Annotated in this window: 18 protein-coding genes; 9 read left to right on the top strand and 9 right to left on the bottom strand. The window is 69.0% G+C overall.

The window, feature by feature from the left end; translation table 11 throughout:
* Positions 1-12 precede the first annotated feature (12 nt).
* Together AC069I_RS30005 and AC069I_RS30000 are read right to left on the bottom strand one after the other, a co-directional pair.
* Positions 13-450, bottom strand: a complete 438-nt coding sequence (locus AC069I_RS30005; RefSeq protein ID WP_478266920.1) for a hypothetical protein — start codon at positions 448-450, stop codon at positions 13-15.
* Between the two features lie 15 nt (positions 451-465).
* The gene (locus tag AC069I_RS30000; protein ID WP_478266927.1) at positions 466-1803 is read right to left on the bottom strand and encodes an LVIVD repeat-containing protein; all 1338 of its coding nucleotides are present in this window, start codon (positions 1801-1803) and stop codon (positions 466-468) included.
* Between the two features lie 119 nt (positions 1804-1922).
* Between AC069I_RS30000 and AC069I_RS29995 the strand changes: the two genes are divergently transcribed.
* Entirely contained in the window at positions 1923-3359 is a 1437-nt protein-coding gene (locus tag AC069I_RS29995) for a peptide ABC transporter substrate-binding protein (RefSeq protein ID WP_478266919.1), read from the top strand.
* On the opposite strand, the gene AC069I_RS29990 is transcribed toward AC069I_RS29995, so the two are convergent.
* Positions 3339-4238: a LysR family transcriptional regulator gene (locus AC069I_RS29990; RefSeq protein WP_478266918.1), complete on the bottom strand. Its 900-nt coding sequence runs from the start codon at positions 4236-4238 to the stop codon at positions 3339-3341. The two genes, AC069I_RS29995 and AC069I_RS29990, sit on opposite strands and share 21 nt — an antisense overlap.
* Before the next feature lie 71 nt (positions 4239-4309).
* On the opposite strand from AC069I_RS29990, the gene AC069I_RS29985 reads away from it, so the two are divergent.
* Positions 4310-5344 (top strand): SDR family oxidoreductase, encoded by a 1035-nt coding sequence (locus AC069I_RS29985; protein ID WP_478266917.1) that lies wholly within the window; start codon positions 4310-4312, stop codon positions 5342-5344.
* 666 nt (positions 5345-6010) lie between these two features.
* Here AC069I_RS29985 and AC069I_RS29980 read toward each other — a convergent pair.
* A complete protein-coding gene (locus AC069I_RS29980; protein ID WP_478266916.1) occupies positions 6011-6751 on the bottom strand; it encodes an SDR family oxidoreductase in 741 nt (246 codons plus the stop codon).
* A 221-nt stretch (positions 6752-6972) separates the two neighbouring features.
* On the opposite strand from AC069I_RS29980, the gene AC069I_RS29975 reads away from it, so the two are divergent.
* Positions 6973-7380 carry a YegP family protein gene (locus AC069I_RS29975; protein WP_478226436.1) on the top strand — a complete coding sequence of 136 codons (408 nt, stop codon included), beginning with the start codon at positions 6973-6975 and terminating at the stop codon, positions 7378-7380.
* Positions 7381-7536: 156 nt separating this feature from the next.
* Entirely contained in the window at positions 7537-8628 is a 1092-nt protein-coding gene (locus AC069I_RS29970) for a substrate-binding domain-containing protein (RefSeq protein WP_478226437.1), read from the top strand.
* 70 nt (positions 8629-8698) lie between these two features.
* On the opposite strand, the gene AC069I_RS29965 is transcribed toward AC069I_RS29970, so the two are convergent.
* The 3 genes from AC069I_RS29965 to AC069I_RS29955 all read right to left on the bottom strand — a co-directional run bounded on the left by AC069I_RS29965 (position 8699) and on the right by AC069I_RS29955 (position 14027).
* Entirely contained in the window at positions 8699-10591 is a 1893-nt protein-coding gene (locus AC069I_RS29965; RefSeq protein ID WP_478235661.1) for a S8 family peptidase, read from the bottom strand.
* A gap of 194 nt (positions 10592-10785) precedes the next feature.
* Positions 10786-11676, bottom strand: a complete 891-nt coding sequence (locus tag AC069I_RS29960; RefSeq protein ID WP_478226439.1) for a sortase — start codon at positions 11674-11676, stop codon at positions 10786-10788.
* Positions 11673-14027 carry a hypothetical protein gene (locus AC069I_RS29955; RefSeq protein WP_478226440.1) on the bottom strand — a complete coding sequence of 785 codons (2355 nt, stop codon included), beginning with the start codon at positions 14025-14027 and terminating at the stop codon, positions 11673-11675. Before AC069I_RS29955 ends, AC069I_RS29960 begins: the two co-directional genes overlap by 4 nt.
* Positions 14028-14284: 257 nt before the next feature.
* Here AC069I_RS29955 and pstC point away from each other — a divergent pair, with 257 nt between their 5' ends.
* From pstC to AC069I_RS29935, 4 genes are read left to right on the top strand one after another with little or no spacing between them, the layout of a single operon-like run.
* Positions 14285-15274, top strand: coding sequence for a phosphate ABC transporter permease subunit PstC (gene pstC, locus AC069I_RS29950; protein WP_478266915.1), 990 nt, complete (start codon positions 14285-14287; stop codon positions 15272-15274).
* Positions 15274-16398 carry a phosphate ABC transporter permease PstA gene (pstA, locus tag AC069I_RS29945; RefSeq protein ID WP_478266914.1) on the top strand — a complete coding sequence of 375 codons (1125 nt, stop codon included), beginning with the start codon at positions 15274-15276 and terminating at the stop codon, positions 16396-16398. The genes pstC and pstA overlap by 1 nt, the downstream gene beginning before the upstream one ends.
* Positions 16399-16421: 23 nt before the next feature.
* Positions 16422-17237 carry a phosphate ABC transporter ATP-binding protein gene (locus AC069I_RS29940; protein ID WP_378440308.1) on the top strand — a complete coding sequence of 272 codons (816 nt, stop codon included), beginning with the start codon at positions 16422-16424 and terminating at the stop codon, positions 17235-17237.
* Positions 17234-18799, top strand: a complete 1566-nt coding sequence (locus AC069I_RS29935; protein ID WP_478266913.1) for a substrate-binding domain-containing protein — start codon at positions 17234-17236, stop codon at positions 18797-18799. Before AC069I_RS29940 ends, AC069I_RS29935 begins: the two co-directional genes overlap by 4 nt.
* A gap of 216 nt (positions 18800-19015) precedes the next feature.
* On the opposite strand, the gene AC069I_RS29930 is transcribed toward AC069I_RS29935, so the two are convergent.
* Positions 19016-19927, bottom strand: coding sequence for an NADP-dependent oxidoreductase (locus tag AC069I_RS29930; protein WP_478266912.1), 912 nt, complete (start codon positions 19925-19927; stop codon positions 19016-19018).
* Positions 19928-20025: 98 nt separating this feature from the next.
* On the opposite strand from AC069I_RS29930, the gene AC069I_RS29925 reads away from it, so the two are divergent.
* A complete protein-coding gene (locus AC069I_RS29925; protein ID WP_340686475.1) occupies positions 20026-20487 on the top strand; it encodes a GNAT family N-acetyltransferase in 462 nt (153 codons plus the stop codon).
* Here the strand turns inward: AC069I_RS29925 and AC069I_RS29920 are convergent.
* The gene (locus AC069I_RS29920; RefSeq protein WP_478266911.1) at positions 20465-21418 is read right to left on the bottom strand and encodes a helix-turn-helix transcriptional regulator; all 954 of its coding nucleotides are present in this window, start codon (positions 21416-21418) and stop codon (positions 20465-20467) included. The two genes, AC069I_RS29925 and AC069I_RS29920, sit on opposite strands and share 23 nt — an antisense overlap.
* Between the last annotated feature and the right edge of the window lie 3 nt (positions 21419-21421).

Genomic DNA, 21421 nt, shown 5'->3' with positions numbered 1-21421 from the left:
CGCACGGTTCTGTCACATGGTCGTCGACGTGAGGAAGGCCTGCTCGGACCCGTCGGCGACGAACGCGGTCCGTGCCTTGGTGGTCGTGGGCAGCTCGCAGGAAAGCCACTTCACCCCGGACGGGAAGAGTCCCGTCAAGGACTCGGGCACGGCCGGAGAACCCGCTTGGCACTTGTAGCCGTCCAGCACCTTCGCGACGGCCTCACGACGTAGCTTCACCAGAGCGGAAAACCGGAGGTCGCTCGGTCCGGGTGCCGCCTCCCGCCCTTCGGAGGCGCCTATCCTCTCCTCGACCCAGGACGCCTGGACGATCTCGCCGACCTCCGGGAAATCCTCGGCGACCGGCGCCGGATCGGTGCGGACGGCCATTTCCTCCGGCGGTGCCGGGGCACAGGCCGCGATCAGGACGACCGCGGCCGTGATCCCCAACGTCTTCCCCATGGTGCGCATGGGGAACATCTTCCCTCAGGCGGTGAGCTTCAGGATGTCGATTCCGCGAGTGTTGTCGGCGACATAGACGTAACCCTTGTGCCAGTAGGGCGCCCACGCGCTGGCGTCCGCCGGGCGGAAGTAGGCGATCTGCTTCGGGTCGGTCGGGTCGCTGACGTCGAGGAATCGCGTGCCCTGCGCATAGAACGACTGCACGAGGACCTTGCCGCGGATGTCGAAGTAGTGCGCGGAGCAGTCACCCGACGCCGGGTCGCTGCCTTCCTGCCCGGCGACGCTCCAGGTGCCGACGGACTCGAGGCGGAACGGCTTCTCCGGCGTCGAGCGCCAGCCCTCGCCGTTGTACGAGTTCTTCAGCGACGAGATCGTCAGCACGCCGTCACCGGCGCAGCCGTCGAGGAAGCTTTCTTCGGTGGCATAGATCAGGTCTCGGCCGTGCCAGCGGTTCGATTCGGCGCCGTCGGCCGAGCGGTGTCCCGCCGGGTGGAAGCTGTTGTGCATGAACTTCGACGGCGCCGCCGTCTCCTCGATCCCGCCGCCCGCGTAGGGCACCGGGTCGAACGCGGTCGCGCGGCGGACCTTCCCCCGCACGGGATCGCGGTGGTAGCCGTTGGTCCAGTAACCGCGGACGCCGCCTCGTCCGGACACCCACGCCACGCCCTCGGCGTCGACCTGGACGTCGTGCACGTAGTCGGTCTTGCCGTCGTTGCGCGCGAGTTCGATCGGGTTCGGGAACGTCTTGGGGTTGCGCGGGTCGCGGATGTCGGTCACCCAGATCGGGCGGCCGCCCCACTCCGCGGGCTGGTTCGCGGCCTTCGCGGGACCGCCGGTCCACAGATACCGGCAGTCGTCGACGCAGCTGGTCGTGTGGCCGGCGGGCACCTTGGTATAGCTGAGGATGGCCGGTTTGTCCGGGTTCTTCAGGTCGATGATGTAGATACCGGACTCGCCGGTCTGCGTGGTACCGCCGTAGGCCCGCGGGTCGCGCGCGAGGAAGACGAGCTTGCGCTTGACGTCGACCTCGGTGTCCTCGGTCTCCCACAGACCGGGAAGGCTGACTTCACCGATCAGCTTCGGTGCGGTGGGGTTCTTCGTGAGGTCGTAGACCTTCAGGCCGAACTCGCCGGAAACCGCCATGACGTCACGGTTGCCGTACTGCAGGAACCCCATGGCGATGGCGCCTTGCGCGTCGGGCACGTTGCCGACGGCCTTGACGTTCTTCACCGCGCCGGGGGCACCCGCGACCCGGACCTTCTCGCCGGCCGGTTTGTCCTCCTCGCCGCAGGCCGCCGCGGGCAGACCGGTGGCGATCAGGGTCGCGGTGACCGTGGCGAGCGCCAAGCACGAACGGAGCAACCAGTTTCCTCGCACAGAAACCTCCCAGGCTGGTCCCTGCACCTTATGATCGCCACTTTGCCCGCACAACCGCCATTGGTCTGTGGGACTGCTCGGCGCGGGACTGCTATGACATCCTCATGCGCTTGCGTCTTCTGGTCCCACTCCTGGCCGCCGCCCTGGTCGCGGCGGGCTGCTCGGAATCCGGCGAACCGCCCGCACCGGACGTTCTTCGCGTGGGCCTGGCCGCCCCGGCGACCCTGCTGCCCGCGGACGTCCGCGACCAGTCCGGGCGGATGCTCGCCGGCGCGCTGTGGACACCGCTGGCCGATTACGACCCGGCGACGGGGAGGTCGACACCGCGGGCGGCCGAAGCGTTCACCAGCTCCGATCGGATCACGTGGACGGTGAAGCTCAAGGACGGCGGGACGTTCCACGATGGCACCCCGGTGACGGCGCAGTCCTATGTGGACACCTGGAAGACGATCGGCGCGGAACAGTGGCAGGCGTCGCGGGTGATCAAGGATCTCTTGCGGGCCAAGGAGATCACCGCACCGGATCCGCTGACCATCCGGCTCGTGCTCGACCGGGCGTCCGGTCAGGTTCCCGCCCTGCTCTCCTCGCCCGCGCTGGTCCCGTTGCCCGCGTCGGCACTGACTTCCCGTGATTGGACCGGTTTCGCGCAGCGTCCCGTCGGCAACGGGCCGTTCCGGCTGGACGGCCCGTGGCAGCCGTCGGGCGGCAAACTGATCCGCGTGGCGGACGCGCCGGGCAAGGCGCGCGTGATCGAACTCAAGACCGGCGACGCGGCGGCGCAGTACGACGAGGTCAAGGCCGGGAAACTCGACCTCTCCACCTTCGTCCCCGGCGATCGCCACGAAGCCATGCACGCCGATTTCGCGCGGCGGCACGTGATGTGGGCCCTGCCCACCGTCGCCTACCTCGGGTTTCCCCTGACCGCACAGCACTTCTCCGACGCGACCGTCCGGCACGGCTTCGCGCTCGGGATCGACCGCGCGGCGCTGGAGGCCGGCGTCCTCGGCAAGCAGGTGGACCCGGCGAAATCGCTGCTGCCGCCCGCCGTCGCGCCGGGTGAGCGCAGCAGCACCTGCCGTCCCTGCACGTTCGACGCCGAGGCCGGAAAATCCCTGCTGTCCCAGGCGGAGTTCCCGGCCACATCCGTCCACTTCGGACAGTCGCAGGCGAGCTGGCTGCGTCCGCTCGCGGAGCAGGTCGGCGCGGCGGTCGGCGTCCCGCTCGCCGCGGAGCCCGGACAGGGACCGTTCGCGATCGACGTGGCCCTGATGACGCCGAGCCCGCAGGAGGTGCTGGCCGAGCTCGCGAAGGCGACCGGATATCAGAGCGACGGGTTCGCCGACCTGCTGAAATCGGCCGAGGAGATCGAAGCAGGCGAGAGCGGCGAGGTCTACCGGCTGGTGGAGAACCAGTTGCTCCGGGATCTCCCGGTCGTGCCACTGTGGTCCGGGCACGGGCACGCCGTTTGGGCGGACAGGGTGGGCGACGTCAAGGCGACGGCGTTCGGCGGGGTGGACCTGTCAGGCGCCTCCGTGCGGTGACCCGAGCGTGCACTCGCCCGCGACGACGTCGATGAAGGCCGAGGTCAGCGGGTCGGGCGTGCCGCGGCAATAGGCGGCGAGCGTGCGCCGGATCGCCGGTTCGGGCCGCAGGACGCGGCCGTGGAAGCCTGCGGGCAGGACGTTGGCCGGGACCAGCGCGGGACCGAGCCCCGCCGCCGCGAGTACCGGGGCCGCCGCGCTCTGTTCGGTCCGGACCGCCGCCCTCGGCTGGAACCCCGCCGCGGCGCACGCCTGGTCGACGAGGTCGGCGAGGCCGTTGCCCGGCGCGTAGTGCACCCACGCGCAGTCGGCGAGGGTAGCCAGATCGACGACGCCGGTGCCGTCGTCCTCGCGCGGCCCGTCGATCGGCAGGACCACGACGAACTCCTCGGCACCGATTTCGCGGACCGGCCCCTCCCAAGCCCGCGGGACCGGGCCGACCGCGACGTCGGCCTCCCCCGCCGCCATGGCCTCCCGGAGCTCGTCCGCGTGCCGGAACTCCACCAGCCGCACGTCGACCTCCGGCCGCTCCCGGCGCCAGACCCGCAACGCCGCGGGCAGGACCCCGATGCCGACCGAGTAGACCGTCGCGATCTGGAGTTCCCCGGCCTCCAGCCCGGACGCCTGCCGGGCCGCGCACCGCGCGCGTTCGGCGTCGGCGAGGGTGGCGCGGGCGTGCGGCAGCATGGCGCGGCCCATCGGGGTGAGCCGGACGCTGCGCGGCAGCCGTTCGAGCAGCGGGCCGCCGACGCCCTTCTCCAGCGCGCGCACCTGATGCGACAGCGCGGGCTGCGTCACGTGCAGCAACTCGGCGGCCTTGGTGAACGAGCCGGTGTCGACGACGGTCACCAGGTACTCGAGTTGCCGCAAGCTTGTCATGAAGAGAGTTTATCGGAGCGGTGATATCTATGCCTTGGACTTATCTCTGCGGCGGGTCCAGGCTTGAAGACATGAACGAAGAACGCAAGGTCGCCCTGGTCGCCGGGGCCAACGGGGTCATCGGCAAGAACCTGATCGAACACCTGGAGACCCTGTCCGGCTGGCATGTCATCGGCCTGTCGCGCCGCGGCGGCCCGGGCCAGATCGCGGTCGACCTGCTCGACGCGGACGACACTCGCGCGAAGCTCGGCGGCCTGGACGACGTCACGCACGTGTTCTACGCGGCCTATGTCGACAAGCCGACCTGGGCCGAACTGGTCGCGCCGAACCTGGCGATGCTGACCAACCTCGTCGACGCGATCGAGCCCGTCGCGCCCGGACTGCGCCACATCAGCCTCATGCAGGGCTACAAGGTCTACGGCGCCCACCTCGGCCCGTTCAAGACCCCGGCGCGCGAAGACGACGCCGGGCATATGCCGCCCGAGTTCAATGTGGACCAGCAGGAGTTCCTGGAGAAGCGGCAGGCCGGGAAATCCTGGACGTGGTCGGCGATCCGGCCGTCGGTGGTCGGCGGCACCGCGCTGGGCAACCCGATGAACCTCGCGCTGGCCATCGCGGTCTACGCGTCGATCTCGAAGGAACTCGGCCTGCCGCTGCGCTTCCCCGGCAAACCCGGCGCGTACGACAGCCTCCTGGAGATGACCGACGCCGGGCTGCTGGCGAAGGCCACCGTGTGGGCCACCGGTTCGGAGAACGAGGCGTACAACATCGCGAACGGAGACCTGTTCCGATGGAGCGACCTCTGGCCGCGGATCGCGCGGTACTTCGACCTGGAGGTGGCGCCGCCGCTGCCGATGTCGCTGGACGTCGTCATGGCGGACAAGGAAGAACTCTGGACGTCGATCGCCGCGAAGTACGGCCTCGACGTGCCGTACAGCGCCGTTTCGTCGTCGTGGGCGTTCGCGGACTTCGTGTTCGGCTGGGACTACGACATGTTCGCGGACGGCTCGAAGGCCCGGCGGGCCGGTTTCCACGAATACACCGAGACCTCGGCGATGTTCTTCCGGCTGTTCGACGAGTTCCGGAAGGCGAAGGTGATCCCCTGACGCTCTCGTGAGCGGCTAGGACGGTTCTATTGAGCGGTAAGTCAATTGTGGGCGTGATAGAGCCTCTGCGATGAAAGACCCCTTCGCTGGGTCAAGGGCAGAGAGGAGGCCTTCGCGGCGTGGTTCTGAACTGGCCGACAGGAGTCGACCGCGCTCCCAGTGTCCACAAGGGACGCTTTTCAGCGACGAAATGTCGACCCAAAGGGCATATGTCCGGTTTGCCAAGGGGGTCGTGAGTGGCAAGTAGGGTTTCTATTGAGGAGTAAGGCAAATGTGGCGTGTTGCGAAAGCCACTTTCGCACCGTCAGTTCAAAGTGATCGACCCGGGTGGTGGTGAAGGCCTCCTTGCCTACTCTGAAGGTAGGGAAGGGGCCCTTCGCTACGCCGTCGACGTGGCTTTCGCGACACGATCGAAGGCGGCCATGAGCGGACCGCCCACCGCACCCGACACGTTTGCCTCACCCCTCAATAACCCTCTTTGCCACTCACGACCCCCTCGCCAAACCGCACGAATCGCTCAACTCGGGCACTGACACCTCGGAAAACGTCCCTTATGGACAGTCAGGAAGGTGTCTCGTCGGCGAGTCCCGCTCCTGCCGCCGACTCCGGCACGCCACGTTTGCCTTACCCCTCTATAACCGTCCTTACCACTCACGAGGCTTGACGCTAACCCCGCCCGATGTACGGCATCGCGGTCGCCGTGACGGTCAGGAACTGGACGTTCGCGCCCAGCGGCAGCCCGGCCATGTACAGCACGGCGTCCGCGACGTGCCGGGCGTCGAAGGTCGGCTCGGCCTTGACGCTGCCGTCGGCCTGCGGGATCCCGTCGGCCATCCGCAGGGTCATCTCGGTGGCGGCGTTGCCGATGTCGATCTGTCCACAAGCGACGTTCCAGGCCCGCCCGTCGAGGGAGATCGACTTCGTCAGCCCGGTCACCGCGTGTTTCGTCGCGGTGTAGGCGACGGACGCGGGGCGCGGGGCGTGCGCGGAGATCGAACCGTTGTTGATGATCCGCCCGCCGCGCGGGTCCTGCGCCTTCATCAGCCGCACGGCCTGCTGCGCGCACAGGAACATCCCGGTCAGGTTGGTGTCGACGGCGCGTTTCCAGTCCGTGAAGGACAGTTCGTCGACGGTCCCGCCCACCGAAACACCCGCGTTGTTCACCAGGAGATCCAGCCGCCCCCATTCCGCACGGACGGTCTCGAACAACGCGGCGACGGACTCCGGGTCGGCGACGTCGGTGGGTACGGGAAGCGCGTTCGTGTCGCCGTCGGCGGTCTCGACCAGCGCGTCCGCGCGGCGGCCGGCGAGGGCGACCCGGTAACCGGCGCCGAGTAACGCGCGGGAGATCTCCCTGCCGAGCCCGGAACCCGCCCCGGTGACGACCGCGGTCCTGCCGTTGCCCATCGAACCTCCTCGCAGACCGTGCCGGACCGATCCGGCTCGGTGATTGTTTTCCGATTACCCGCGTCCGTTCAGGCTAGCGCGCCGCCGTCGGCGGAAAACGTTCACCCGTCGGCCGTCGCGCCTTCACGAAAATCGGTAACCCCTTCACCGCGTCGAGGCGATTCACCGGATGTGCCCAGGGGGAATTCACACCGTTCACTTCGTCGCCGGAGTGGTGGACAGTGAAGAAGAATCCGCGCTTCCAGCTGGTCCAGACCGGCGAACAGACCATCCGATGGCGGCTGCTCGGCGGCAACAACGTGTCGCTGGGTTCGGCGCCCGACGACTATCCGCGAGCCGAGGAATGCCTCGCCGCGATCGCCTGGCTCAGCGCCCATGTTTCCGAGCTGACCAGCGATTTCAGTCATCTCAGCGGGGGACGCTGGCGCTGGCGCCTGCATCGGGAAGACCGCATCGTCGCGATCGCCAGCCATGCCTACGGGCGGCGTATCGAGGCGCAACGCGGCCTCGACCGATTCCGCTCGGCCACCACCGAGGCGTCCATCGGCGAAGGCATCGAGACCATCGCCGATTGGCGCCGGAAATACCGTCGCGATTCCGGCGGTATTTCACCGAATCGTTCTCCGTGACGACCGCTCACGGAAAGTGCGTTCCCCGGAGATTAACCACCAGGACGTCGGGCGGGAACGCGAAGCACCGTCGCCGGACAGTGTTGCGGAGCGAGGATTGTGGCAAGTCACGGAATCCCGTGACGACTTGGGGACTAGAGAAAGAGTGCAAACAAGATGCGTGCTCGTACCACTCGGTTTCTCGGCGCCACCGCGATCGCCGCGTGTGCCTGCCTCACCCTGACCGGCACCGCCTCGGCGGTCGCCCCGGCCAACGGCCTCGAAGACGTCCTGGCCGCGGCGGGCTCGGACACCACCGTCGACATCACCGGCGCGATCCTGGCCAACGCCAACGGCGCCGCCTGGAACACCGACCCGGACAACCACGTCAACATCCCGCCGCTGCTCGCGCCGGGCGGCACCTTCACCGTTCCCGGTGACCTGTACGCCGACGAGGTCGTCTACAACACCACGACCACCCTGCCGCCGAACGGCTCGTCCCAGGGCAAGGCCGCGCTCAAGGCCTCCGGCGACGCGGGCGACGGCAAGATCGACATCGCGCGGTCGTCGTCGCCCCGCGGCTCGTCCGACCCCGCGTCGTTCGAGTACTACGCTTTCGCCACCGACGGTGTCACCTGGTCGTCCTCGGCGACCGGCTCGGGCGCGGGCCTGTCCCTCACGCTGGCGCAGCTGCGCGGTATCTACGACGGCTCCATCACCAACTGGAACCAGGTCGGTGGCGCCAACGCCGCCATCGTCGTCTACCTGCCCCAGACCGGCTCCGGCACACTGAGCTTCTTCACCACCACCGTCCTCGGCTTCGACCCCACCACCAAGCCGGTCACCATCAAGCGGTTCCAGGAGCACGACGGCAACTCGATCCTCGCCGCCGACCGTGCCAACGCGATCGCCCCGTTCTCCATCGCGCAGTGGATCGCCCAGGGCAACGCGGTGACCGCGGACAAGCGCGCGGGCTTCACCGTGAACCCGCTGACCGGCGCCGGCTTCAACGGGTCCCCGGTCGCCGGTTCGGCGGGCAACTACACCCCGGCCTTCACCACGGCGTTCCTGGGTTCGCGCAGCGTCTACCACGTGCTCGACACCCGCACGCCGAGCTACGACCAGGCCCAGCGCGCCGTCGGCTTCGCCGCCGGTGACACCGCCGCGACCGCCAGCCCGCTGTGTGGTGGCCAGCTCGCCACCACCATCAAGCGGTACGGCTTCCTGACCGTCTCGGGCCCGAACGGCCTGTCCTGCGTCAAGTCCTGACCCTCCTAGCGCGTGAAGGCCCCCTTCCCTCTGCTGAGCCGAGGGAAGGGGGCCTTCACGCGCAACGGGACTACTTGGGGGCGACGCCCAGTGCGGCGAGCGCCGGGTCGGTCATGATCACGCCCGCGCCGGTGACCGGGTCGAAGCCCGGGGCACCGAGGTCGATCGCGGTCGACACGAGCGCGTTCCTGATCTCCGCCTGGGTCGCGGTCGGCTTGCCCTGCTTCAGCAGCGCGGCGATGGCGGCGGCGCTCGGCGCGGCGGCCGAGGTCCCGAAGAACGGCTGGAAGCCGCTCACCGAGGTCGCGACGCCGTCGGCCGCGGTGATGTCCGGCTTGTTCCGCGTCGCGCCACCGGTCGAGGACACGTTGCCGGGGGTGATCACCGAGCCGTCCGGGTGGTAGAACTGGTGACGGCGACCGTCCGAGGTGAACCGTTCCCACTTGCTGGCGGCGGTGAACAGACCCGGGTACGGACCGGCCGGGTTCGCCGGGTCACCGGCTTCGAGCGCGCGGCCGAAGGCACCGGCGGCCGGGGCGGCCGCGACACTGAAGGCGTTGACGGCCGCCGAGTGGCCGGAGGTGACACCGTTGGTGCTGAAGGCTTTCAGGTCACCGGAGGCGACGAAGCGGCCGCGGATCACGTTGAGCGCGATGAACCGGTCGGCGCCGCTGTACTTGACCACGGCGACCTTGAAGCCCGAGCCGCTGGCCGGGACCTGGGCGATCTCGTACGGGTTCTGGGTGCCGTTCTGCGCGCCCTCGCTGGAGGCGACGACCGCACCGGACGAGTTCAGGACGAACAGGTCGTAGTCGCTGGTGGCCTTGCCCCACGGGTCGGACCAGAACAGGGTGACGTAGCGGCCGACGGAGTTCGGCGAAAGCGCGTTGTACAGCTGGGTCGTGGCGCTCGGGTCGAAGTCGTGCGGCGTCCCGGTGATCCCGGAGATCTTGCTGCCGGAACCGCGGAAGTCACCCTCGTAGTAGCCGCTGGTGCCGTCGGTCAGGTTGCCCGAGTTCCCCGCGGAGGAGAAGTAGAGCGCGCCGTCCGCGGTCACGTCGTTGACGGCCTGCGCGACCGGGCCGTCCTGGAACGGCGACTCGTCGAAGTAGGAGACGTCGTCGACGATGATCGTGCACTTGCCGGTGGCGCGCAGGGCGCGGATGTTGTCGGCGAAGCTCTGCTCGCTGGTGAAGGCGGTCGCGAAACCGAGCGCGGCGCCGGGCGCCATGTCGTGGATGATCTCCAGCATCGCGGTGCCCTCGTCACCGCTGCCCGCCTGGCCGGGGAGGACGTCGACGGCGGGGAGCTCGCCGGCGGTCTGCGACGCCTGGAGCGACTTGATGCCGTCCGAGAGCACGCAGACCTTCTGGCCCGCGCCGGTGACGCCGTATTTGGTCCGGGCGGTGTCGTTGCCGTGCGCCTTGTCACCCTCGGCGACCTGCAGCGCGGCGGCGGTCTTCTTGGCCGCGGCCTGCCGCCGGTCCTGCGGTGCGGATTCGTTCCAGGTCATGGCTTGGGAAGCGGCCTTGACCTCGGCGACGTCACCGCGTCCGGCGATCGCGTCCACCGCGGTCAGGGGGAGATCGGCGCGGATCGCTCCGGCGGGTGAGGCGTAGCGGACGGTGCCGCCCGCCGCCTTGACGGCGTCCACCAGGGACTGTCCGGCGCCCTTGATGTCCACCGCGACCGTGCCGGCGTCACTGACGCCCAGCCCGGTCCGGTACTCGGGCAGCTTGCCGGCCAGGCCCTTGTCGGCGCGGAGGCGCTTCTCGACGACGAGCTGGCTCGACTGCTTGCGCTCGGCCGGGGTGAGGCTCTTCTTGATGCTCTGCAGTGCGCTGATCCCGGCCTGGGTGCGCACCTCTTCCGACGGCTGGGCACTGGAAACCGCGGTCGACAGCAGCAAAGCACCGACCGCGACCGGAACCGAGCATGTGACCACCCGGCTGAATCTGCTCATCGAACTCTCTCCCTGTTTTTCACCGGCACAGCCCGTGACAGGAATTCCTTCGGTCGCCCGAATGAATTACCCTGACCGGGTGCAATGGGGAGAATCTAAAGAGCGATCAGTGAGGAGTCCACCGACCAAAGTCGGTATCGGGGGAAGCGCCACATGGTGAGACCGATTTCGGTCCGAAAAGACCGAAATCGCTCTTAAGCCCAAGCCGGAAACAGTCGCCAAAGTGCCAAAGCCGCCAGCGACGCCAGAGTGAGCAGCACCGGCCCGGTGATGACGTAGGTGGAAACCGGCCGCCACCGGCGGTAGAGGAAGGTCGCCCCGGCCGCCGCCGCCACGAATCCGCCGAAGGCCAGCACCAGCCCGGCCCACGCGTCGCCGTCGCCGGTCCGCCCGTCCTGCGCGTCCGCCTTGCCGTTCTGCGGGGTGGGCCGGAACGGCCTGCCCTCCAGGACCGCGGTCACCACGGTCGCTTCCTGCGAGGCCAGCGGCCACCAGGACGCGGAGGTCACCAAGGTCAGCCGATCGTTCTGGGTCTTGCCGTAGTCGGCACCCTCGTCGAGCGGGCGCGTGGCCTTCTCGGTCACGCGGTAGACGGATTTGCCCTGAGTCGTCGCGACGACGATTTCGTCACCGGGCCCCAGTGCCTCCAGCGAACCGAACGGACCGCCGTAACCCGCGTTGCGCGCCACGATCGCGGCGTTGCCCGGCTGCCCGGGACCGGCGGTCCCCGGCACGTGGCCCGGCCCGGACGCGGTTTCCCCGCTCGACGCGCCTTCGACGACGACCTGCCGCAGTTTCAGCGCGGGAATCTCCAGCACGGCGACCGGCTTGCCGAACTCGACCGGTTCGGTGGGCGGAGCGGCACCGAAGAGGCTTTGGCCGGCCCCCAGCGCCAGGCCGATCTCACCGCGGATCTCGCCCAGTGCCTTCCGCTGGTCGCTCGCCTGGAGCATCGGCCCCAGCGCGTAGACGACCAGGGCCAGCGCCACCAAGGTGGTGACCAGCCAAGCGGCGAGGACGGTGCCGATCCATCCCGGACCGAAACTCAGGAAGCGGGTTTCCGGTTCTTCGACGGAGGTGCTCACGCCGTCCCTCCGGCCGATTTACGCCGCAGGAGACCGAAAAGCATCGCGAACGCGGCCCCGATCTCGGCCAAGGCGACGACCAGCCACCTCGGCACCGGGCGTCCGGCGGCGACGTACGCCGTCGCGGACGGCAACGTCGCCAGGATCACCAACGCCACCAAGGGAATCAACGCACCCAGCACGCCCGCCCCCGGGAACTTCGGGATGTCGATCGACTCGGCGAGATTCTTGGCCGCCAGCACGCTTTCCGGCGTCGGCGCGGCCGCGGCGGCGGGACCGGAGGCGGCCGCCGTCGCCGACGTCCCCGCAGGCGAACCCGTTCCCCCGCTGGGACCGGTCAACGAGGAATTGGCGGCCGTCGTGGCACCGTTCCCGCCCGCCGGTGGCGGATTCTTCGCTTCTTCCCTTTCCTGACAGGCGTCTTGGACCGTCCCGGTGCCGATCTTGGCCACTCGCGCGGGAACGGTGGCCGCCAGGCCAGGGCTCAACGGGGTCATCCCCGGTGGGAGCAGCGACTGGCCGTAGCCGCTCGCCAGTTCGGCGACCGCCTTCAGCTGCGCCTGCTTTTCGGTCATCGGCTTGCAGGTCGCGTCGATCAACGGATTGACCGGTGCCGCCAGGTATTCCACGAAGGTCAGCGGGTACGCGCCGTCCTTGGTCACGGTGCCCGGCTGCACGGTCCCGTCCGCGCCGACCTCCATCGAATCGGCGGCCAGCTGCAGGCTTTCCCTGGTCGGCGCGACGAAGTTCCCCTTGCCGTCCGGGAGCGCGACCGGCGCCCAGCCATAGGCCCTCGCCGTCGCGAGATCGGTGATCACCCAGCTCATGCAGCCGCCGGTGCAGACGAATCCCGTTCCCACGACACCGTTCTGCACCGTCTTGCGCACGGCGAGCTGACCGGTTTTCGCGTCGACGTTGTGCAGCGAGCGGGCACCGGGATCGAGCGCGTTGAGATCGGAGATCACCCCTGGCGATTTCCCGTTCAGCTCACCGAAGTACTCGGTCCCCTTCTTCGGGAACACCCAGGCCTCCGGCGCCGCCCCGGCGAGGACCCTGCTCAGCGCGAGCGGCACGGTGCCCGGCCCGGATTCCCCGGTCACCCCGAAGAAATCCAGGCTCTCGGCGCCGGCCCTGGCGCTGGCCGCGTTCGCCTCGTTCTCCCGCGTGACGGCGGCGAGCCCCGGATTACGGCCGACCAGCGGGGTACCGTTCCGGAAAATGCCGCCCCGGCCGTCCAGATCGGGTTGCTGTCCCCCCTTGGTGACCATGTTCGCCACTTCGTCGAGGGTGAACCGCAGGGTGCCGGTGAACTTCGCGTTGAGCGAACTCCCGTTGTCGTCGGTGTCGGTCGGCGACCAGCCGACCGCGGCCACGACTGCCGCGTTGATCCCGACCGGGATGTACTGCCGGTCCCGGACGGTCTGGGGGGCGAGCGCGTTTCCGCTGCCGGTGATCACGAGATCCGAGGTGCCCTTGTCGAACGCGGTCAGACCGGCGTTTTCCGTCTCGCTCACGATGTTCGCCGGCTGCTCGGCCTGGGTGGGCGCGCAGAGCGCCTGGTTCCAAGCGACCGCGGTGCGGCCCAGCCGCTCCGGCATGCTGGCGCTGAGCGTGTTCTGACCGGCGCCCTTACAGCCTTCGACGCCGATCGCCTGCTGCGACGGAGTGAACTCGATCGAGCTGTCGATCCAGGTCACGAACGCGCCGTCCGCGTTCTTCGCGGTGATCGTGACCGCGACCGAACAGGGATTGTTCTCGTCGCACCGGAACGAATACTTGTTGCGGGTCTTCGCACCGGTCGCCGGATCGACGACGTCGGGATTGGCCGCCCAGGAAACCGTGGGCGGCTTGTCCGGCTGGCCTTCGGCGTTCTTGTTGAAGGTGGTGTACAGCGGGTCCCAGACGATCGGTTTCGGGGTGGAGGAACCGAGCGGGATCTGGGTGTCGATGACGATGTCGCCGGTTCTGCTGCTCCGGCGGCCCGTGGCACTGTCCATATGCGCCGCGTTCGCGATGAATTCGTCCTTCAGCTCTCCGCAGTAGGCCCGGACGCGCGCGCTGACGCTGCTGTCCCGCGCCCAAGGCGGTTTACCGGCGACCTTGATCAGATTGTCCGGCAAGCTCTTGGGGCAGACTCTCAGTGACGCCTGCGCACCGCTCGCCAATCCCGACACCGTGATCCGCACCGGGTCGCCGTTCCGGGCCGCCGACAGATCGGCGGGCTCGGTTTTGAGGGTGTACGGCGGGTTCGCCGGCGCTTGCGCCTGCGCCGCGGGGACGGACACCCCCGTGACCATCAGCACCCCGCAGATCAGCAAGATCCCGACTTGTCTTGCGCGGACGAAGAACACGGACGACTCCCAAGGTGCGCGGGCATACGGCGGAGAGCGGGACTCGATCACGAGCCGCGCCGAAACCAACGTCCCCGAGTCGCCCGTTCGGGGTCAACCGCCCCCGGACCCGCCCCGGCACAGATTCACACGCGCCCCGTCGGGCGTTCCCCGCTTGGACACCTTTCGCGGTATCGGGCACCACATACTGGCCGCATCGAGGGGCGACGTGGTGTGCCCTGAACTCGTTTGCCCACCGATACGAAGGAAGGCCGCTCGTGACCGTCGCGCCACCCCGGCCCGACCCGTCCTCACCGGGAGCCCCGGTGCGGCGGGCGATCACCGAAGTCCTTTCCCGGGCCGACCGGGCGTTCCGCCGGGTCACCACCGGCGCCGGGCTGGCCATGCTGGGCATTCTCCTGGTCATCGGCTTCTTCCTGATCTACCGGTCCGGGCCCGCCTTCGACAACAGCGGTTTCGGGTTCTTCACCACCATCCGGTTCGACCCGGCCTCCGGCGTACTCGGTGTCCTGGGCCTGCTCTACGGGACGATCGTGGTCGCGCTCATCGCGGTCCTGGTCGCCGTGCCGCTGAGCATCCTCGCGGCGCTGTTCATCACCGAATACTCCAGCGGCCGGATCCGCGGCTTCCTCACCGGCCTCGTCGACCTGCTCGCCGCCATTCCCAGCCTGTTGTACGGCCTGTGGGGATTCAGCTTCCTCGGCCCGCAGATCGTCCCGGTTTCGACGTGGCTGACCGAGAACCTCGGCTGGTTCCCGTTGTTCGCGTCCAAAGAGAACACGCTGTACATCCAGTCCATGTTCATCGCCGGGCTGGTGGTGTCCCTGATGGTCCTCCCGATCACGACCTCGGTGATCCGTGAGGTGTTCGCGCAGACTCCGCCCGGGGAAAAGGAAGCGGCGCTCGCTCTGGGCAGTACGCGGTGGGGGATGGTCAAAACGGTCATGCTGCCCTTCGGCCGGGGCGGCATCATCGGCGGTTCGATGCTCGGGCTCGGCCGCGCGCTCGGCGAGACGATCGCCGTTTCCCTGCTGCTGCCCCAGGTTCCGGAGATCACGCAGCACATCCTCCAGTTCGGCGGCGCGACCATCTCCGGGTTCATCGCCAACAACTCCGGCGCCTCAGGCCTTTCGCTGTCCGGGCTGATGGCGGCGGGCCTGGTGTTGTTCGTCTTCACCCTCGCTACGAACTTCACCGCGTCGGTGATCATCTCGAAGAGCCGGTCGGGTGCGGGAGTGGATGCCTGATGACCACGACACTGACTCCTCCGGTCGCGTCCGGCCCGCGCGAACTCGTCAAACGGCGCCCGTCGGAGACCACGCGGCAGGACCGGCTGGCGGCGCTCGGCTGCGCGGTGTCGGCCACGCTGCTCACCTGGTTCGTCATGCACCTGCTGCTGGATTCCCCCGGCCGGCTGGCGGATCTGATCGTCGCCTACCTGCTGTACCTGGCGATGCTCTACCTCGTCACCCGCGACCGCTTGGGCAAACTGGCCGCGTCGGACCGGCTCGTGTCGACGATCGTGGTCTCCGGGGCGCTCACCCTGCTCGTCCCCTTGCTGTTCCTGCTGACCTACATCGTGATCGAGGGCGCCCCGTACCTGCGTCTCGGCTTCTTCACCCACGACATGTCCGCGGTCGCGCCGACCGATCCGGTCACCGCGACCGGCGGTCTGCACGCGGTCGTCGGCACCCTTCAGCAGACCGCGCTGACCCTGGTGTTCGTCGTTCCGCTGGGCGTGCTCACCGCGATCTTCCTGAACGAGACCCGGTCGAGGTTCCGCCGCCCGGTGCGGATCATGGTCGACGCGATGAGCGGGCTCCCGTCCATCGTGGCCGGTCTGTTCATCTACGCGGCGCTGATCATCCCCGGGATCCAGGCGGGGGTGGGACTGTTCAGCTACAACGGTTTGATGGCCACCTTGGCGCTGACGATGGTCATGCTGCCGACGGTGACGCGGACCGTGGACGTGGTGCTCCGGCTGGTCCCGGACGGGCTGCGCGAGGCGTCGCTGGCACTCGGCGCGAGCCGGGCCAGGACGGTGTGGTCGGTGGTCCTGCCCACCGCGCGCACCGGCGTCACCACCGCTGTGATCCTCGGGATCGCCAGGGTGGCGGGCGAAACGGCACCGCTGCTGTTCACCTCGTTCGGCTCGCTCGCGATGAACGCCAACCCGTTTTCCGCTCCACAGGAGAGCATCCCGCTGTTCATCTACCGCTTCATCAAGCAGCCGCTGGAAAACGTCCAGCAGCGCGGTTACGTCGGCGCGCTCGTGCTGATCCTGCTCATCTTCGGCCTGTTCGCGATCGCCAGGATCGTCGGACGCGACCGGTCGAAGCGCAAGGCGAAAAGAACGAAGGAGAACCGGTGACCGACACCATCGATTTGTCCACTGTGGACGGCAGGCCTCAGGTCACCTTGACCGGTGGCCCGCCGCCCGGTGCGGCGGAACTCGAGTCGCGCGAGATCGGCGCCTGGTTCGGCGACCGGCTGGTCCTCGAAGGCGTGTCGCTGCGGATGCCAGCCAAAGAGGTGACCGCGCTGATCGGTCCGTCGGGCTGCGGCAAGTCGACCTTCCTGCGCATTCTCAACCGGATGCACGAGCTCGTCCCGTCGGCGTCACTGACCGGCGAAGTCCTGCTGGACGGCCAGGACATCTACGCCGACGGAACCCGGCCGCAGCAGGTCCGGCTGCGCATCGGCATGGTGTTCCAGAAGCCGAACCCGTTCCCGGCGATGTCCATCCGGGACAACGTGCTCGCCGGGCTGAAACTCGCCGGGGTCAAATGCGACGACAAGAACGCACTCGTGGAACAGAGTCTCGAACGCGCCGGGCTGTGGCGTGAGGTCCGCGACCGGCTGAGCTCGCCCGGCGGCGCCCTGTCCGGCGGGCAGCAGCAACGGCTCTGCATCGCCCGTTCGCTCGCGGTCCAGCCGAACGTGCTCCTGATGGACGAACCCTGCTCCGCCCTCGACCCGACTTCCACCCGGCGGATCGAGCAGACGATCGCCGAGATCGGGCACGAGGTGACCGTCGTGATCGTCACGCACAACATGCAGCAGGCCCAACGGGTTTCGGATCACTGCGCGTTCTTCCTCGCGGCCGAGAACGAACCGGGCCGGGTGATCGAACACGGTCCGACCGACACGATCTTCAACGCGCCGTCGGACGAACGCACCTTCGACTACGTGAACGGGCGGTTCGGATGACGGCCTTGCGCGGGGTGGGCGCTTTGGCCGGGATCTCGGCGCTGCTGCTCTCGATCTCGGTGGCGGGCGCGCCCGGCGCGGCGGCGCTCAGCAGGGTCACCGGCTCGGGGTCCAGCTACGTCGGTGTGGCGATGACCGACTGGCAGAACGGCGCGACGTCGCGGGGTATCCCGGTCAACTACTCGGCCACCAACTCGCCGGCCGGGGTCAACCAGTACGGCGACCGGACGGTCGACTTCGGCGGGACCGAAGCCGAGGTCTCCTCACTCCTCGCGGCCGGCGGTGGCGGCGTGACCGCGCAGACCCGCGGCTACCAGTACGTTCCGGACGTCGCCGGCGCGGTCGCGGTCATGTACAACGTCACCGACCAGGCGGGCAAGCGGGTCGACTACCTGCACCTCACGCGCGAGGTGATCGGCCGGATCTTCAGCCGGGACATCACCCGCTGGAGTGATCCGGCGATCACCGCGACCAACGGCGGGAAGTCGCTGCCGGACCAGCCCATCACCCTCGTCGGGCGGACCGGGCAATCCGGGACGACGGCACTGTTCTACGACTTCGTCGCGCACGCGGCACCCGACGCTTACCAGCGTTTCGTCTCCCGCAACGTCGGCAACGGGATGGGCAGCCTGCCCGCCGGGGTGCGCCCGATCCAGCTGCCCGAACGAGGACCGGACGCCGATTGGTACCGGCTGCTCGCAGACTCGGACCAGATCGCGCAGGCCATCGGCAAAGCGACCATCCCGTTCTCGATCGCCTACGACGAATTCGCCTACGCGCAGCGCCACAACGTGCCGTCGGCTTGGGTGCAGAACGGCGCGGGTCAGTACACACAGCCCTACGCGGAGAACATCGCCTCCGCGCTGAAGTTCGCGGAACTCCGCCCGGACCTGAGCCAGAAACTCGACAAGGTCTACTCGAACGCGGACCCGAAGACTTACCCGATTTCGGCGTACTCCTACATCATGATGCCCTGTACGAGCGGCCGTGACACCTGCCGCGGTGGCTACGGCGACCAGGGCAAGACCGACACGATGACCGCGTTCCTCGAACACGTGGCCTGCGACGGCCAGATCAACATGGCCCGTATCGGCTACTCGCCGCTGCCGCCGAACCTGTCGCAGGAGATCATGAACTCCAACGCGCGGCTCACCGGGCAGCCACCGAAACAGCTGAACGCGGGCAACTGCGCCAACCCGACCTTCCGCGGCAGTCTCGGCGCGGGCGCCACCAGCCCGCCCGACCCGCTGGTGACCGCCGGGATCATCGCCCCGAACGGCAAACCCGCGGCCGGGCCGGGTGCGGGTGGGCCGAGCAAGTCGGCGGGGCCCGCCAACGGTCCGGCCACCGGCGACAAGACCGCGACCGCGACGGCGAGCCCCGACGAGGAATCGGCGGGCGGCGGCTCGAAGAACTGGCGGGAAGCCGCACCGGCGGCCTACGACGAAGGCGGGTTCGGCGGCTTCGGGGGCTGGGCGGCGCTGGTGCTCTTCGTGGCGATCGTGACGCCGCTCGTGGTGCGCGGAGTGGTGAGGAAGCTGCGGGGATCTTGGGGCTCGTGAGTGTTTCGGGTCGTTCTAGCGACCCGAAACACTCACGAGGGGACCTGGACCAGCCTTAACGTGCCGTTGCCGGCGTTCTGGTGTCCGTGAAGGCCTCCTTCCCTACCTTGAGCGTAGGGAAGGAGGCCTTCACGGACCCGCGATCGACCGGCAGTCACCGCCGGTAGGTACGCAAGACACCGTTGGCTCTAACCGTCCTTACCACTCACGAGGTCTCTACGGGAACGTCAGCACGACCTTGCCCCGCCCGTGCCCGGTCTCGATCTCCCGGTGCGCCGCCGCGGCTTCGGTGAACGGATACGTCCGCCGGACGAGGAATCGCAACTCCCCCTTGACGTACGACGACGCCAGCATCCCCAGCCTCTCGGCCGACCGCGTCCCGGTGACCACTCGCGCCCCGGCCTCGGGCGCGCGCCCGTGCTCGACCAGGGTGAGCACGCGGTCCGGATTCCCGACCAGCTCCAGGGAAAGGTCGAAGGCTTCCCCGCCCGCGCCGTCCAGCGCCGCGTCGATGCCGGACGGCGCGAGGCCACGCACCCGGTCCGCGAGGCCGTCGCCGTAAACCACCGGTTCGGCGCCGAGCGAACGGACGTAGTCCTGGTTCGCCTCGCTCGCCGTCCCGATCACCTTCGCCCCGCGCAGCCCGGCGAGCTGGACGGCGGCCGTGCCCACCGCGCCCGCCGCTCCGTGGATCAGCAGTGTCTCGCCGCGGGCGACCCGGAGGGCGTCCAGCGCCAGATACGCCGTCTGGGTCCCCGCCGTGAACCCGCCCGCGACCTCCCACGGCATCTCCGCCGGCTTCGGCGTGACGTTCTCCGCGGGCACCACGATGTACTCGGCGTATGCCTGCACGGCGGTGAAGCCGAGCACCTCGGCCCCCGCGACGAGGCCGGTAACCCCGGAACCGACCTCGTCGACGACCCCGGCGAACTCGTTCCCGGGGACACGCGGCCAACGCAGCTCGAGCCCCGCGGGTTCCCATCCCGCCCGCACGGCCGCGTCGTACGGCTGCACCCCCGCCGCCTTCACCAGCACCCGGACTTCCCCCGCCCCGGCGTGCGGCTCCTCCAGCTCCAGCACCCGGAGCACTTCCGGGCCACCGGCTTCCGTGAACGCAGCCGCTTTCATCTTGTACCTCCAGTTCGTCCCTGCTGTAGGAACCCAGCCTCATACCTCCAGATAGCTGGAGGTCAAGAATTGTCGGTGTGAAGTTCTAAGCTGCGCTCGTGACGAGCTACCGCATCTCCAGGGCAAGCGCTTCCGACGCCGGCAGGCTGACGGCGCTGATGCACGAATCGGCCGCCTACCAAGGGGAGTACGCGTCGATCCTCGAGAACTACCAGGTGACGGAGGACTACCTCGCCACCCATCCCGCGTTCGTCGCCCACGCGCAGCGGGATGTGGTGGGCTTCTACAGCCTGATCGAGTACCCGGCCGAGCTGGACCTGCTGTTCGTCGCCGATTCGGCTCAGGGCACGGGCATCGGCGCGTGGCTGATCGAGCACATGCTCGGGCAGGCCGCGGACCTCGGCATGACCGAGCTCCGCGTCGTCTCCCATCCGCCGGCGGCCGGGTTCTACGAGCGGATGGGCGCCCGCCGCGTCGGCGTCGTACCGCCCAGCCCGCCGAAGATCACCTGGGAGCGCCCGGAACTGGTCTTCGACGTCAAGCATCCACCGCACGACTGAACCGGCCGATCAGTTTGCGCAGGTGCCCGGCGAATTCCGGGGAGTCGACGACCTCGAAGTCGGTGTCGAGCAGGCCCAGGTAGAGCGCCAGGTACTCCAGCGTGTCCGCGCCGGCTTTGAGCAAGCAGGTCCGCTCGTCGACGGCTTCGACGACGACGGCGGGCGGCACCTTCGCCGCGGCCTCGGCGGCCGGGGCGTGCAGCCGGATCGTCGCGTGGTGCCGCCACAACGCGGCGCCGACGCCACGTTGGAGGTAGGCGACCACGCCGCCTTCGGGTGGTTCGCGTTCCTCGAACCGTCGGCCGTTGGGCATCCGCGGCCGCACCCGATCGGCGCGGAACGTGCGCCAGTCCTGCTTGTCGACGTCCCAGCCGACGAGGTACCACCGGCGGCTCATGTGCACGACGCGGTGCGGCTCGATCTGCCTTCGTGTCTCGGATCCGCTGTGCCCCACGTAGTCGAAGCGCAGGGTCTCGCGGTCACGACAGGCGGCAGCGATGGCCGCGAGCACCTCGGCGTCGACCGTGGGCCCTCCGCCCTGCACCGCGAGCGTCGCGGAATTCAGCGCCGCGACTCGGTGCCGTAGCCGCGACGGCAGCACCTGCTCCAGTTTCGCCAGCGCGCGCACCGACGTCTCCTCGATCCCAGCGATCGTGCCGCCCGCGGCCGTGCGCAGGCCCATCGCCACCGCGACGGCCTCTTCGTCGTCGAGCAGCAGTGGGGGCATCGCCGCGCCGGCGCCCAGGCTGTAGCCACCGGAGACGCCGGGAGTGGCGTCGACCGGATAGCCCAGGCCGCGAAGCCGCTCGATGTCGTTCCGGATGGTCCTGGTGGTGACGTCGAGCCGGTCCGCCAGTTCCGGCCCCGTCCAATTACGCCTGGCCTGCAGCAACGACAGGAGTCGCAGCAGTCTCGCCGAAGTTTCCGCCATGGA

This window comes from Amycolatopsis sp. NPDC043885 (assembly GCF_056435685.1).
This window is presented reverse-complemented; position numbering and strand designations above follow the sequence as displayed.

Coding starts and splice junctions, on each gene's coding strand:
- AC069I_RS30005 (WP_478266920.1), bottom strand. CDS start 450: ATGCGCACCATGGGGAAGACGTTGGGGATCACGGCCGCGGTCGTCCTG.
- AC069I_RS29995 (WP_478266919.1), top strand. CDS start 1,923: ATGCGCTTGCGTCTTCTGGTCCCACTCCTGGCCGCCGCCCTGGTCGCG.
- AC069I_RS29990 (WP_478266918.1), bottom strand. CDS start 4,238: ATGACAAGCTTGCGGCAACTCGAGTACCTGGTGACCGTCGTCGACACC.
- AC069I_RS29985 (WP_478266917.1), top strand. CDS start 4,310: ATGAACGAAGAACGCAAGGTCGCCCTGGTCGCCGGGGCCAACGGGGTC.
- AC069I_RS29980 (WP_478266916.1), bottom strand. CDS start 6,751: ATGGGCAACGGCAGGACCGCGGTCGTCACCGGGGCGGGTTCCGGGCTC.
- AC069I_RS29970 (WP_478226437.1), top strand. CDS start 7,537: ATGCGTGCTCGTACCACTCGGTTTCTCGGCGCCACCGCGATCGCCGCG.
- AC069I_RS29965 (WP_478235661.1), bottom strand. CDS start 10,591: ATGAGCAGATTCAGCCGGGTGGTCACATGCTCGGTTCCGGTCGCGGTC.
- pstA (WP_478266914.1), top strand. CDS start 15,274: ATGACCACGACACTGACTCCTCCGGTCGCGTCCGGCCCGCGCGAACTC.
- AC069I_RS29935 (WP_478266913.1), top strand. CDS start 17,234: ATGACGGCCTTGCGCGGGGTGGGCGCTTTGGCCGGGATCTCGGCGCTG.
- AC069I_RS29930 (WP_478266912.1), bottom strand. CDS start 19,927: ATGAAAGCGGCTGCGTTCACGGAAGCCGGTGGCCCGGAAGTGCTCCGG.
- AC069I_RS29920 (WP_478266911.1), bottom strand. CDS start 21,418: ATGGCGGAAACTTCGGCGAGACTGCTGCGACTCCTGTCGTTGCTGCAG.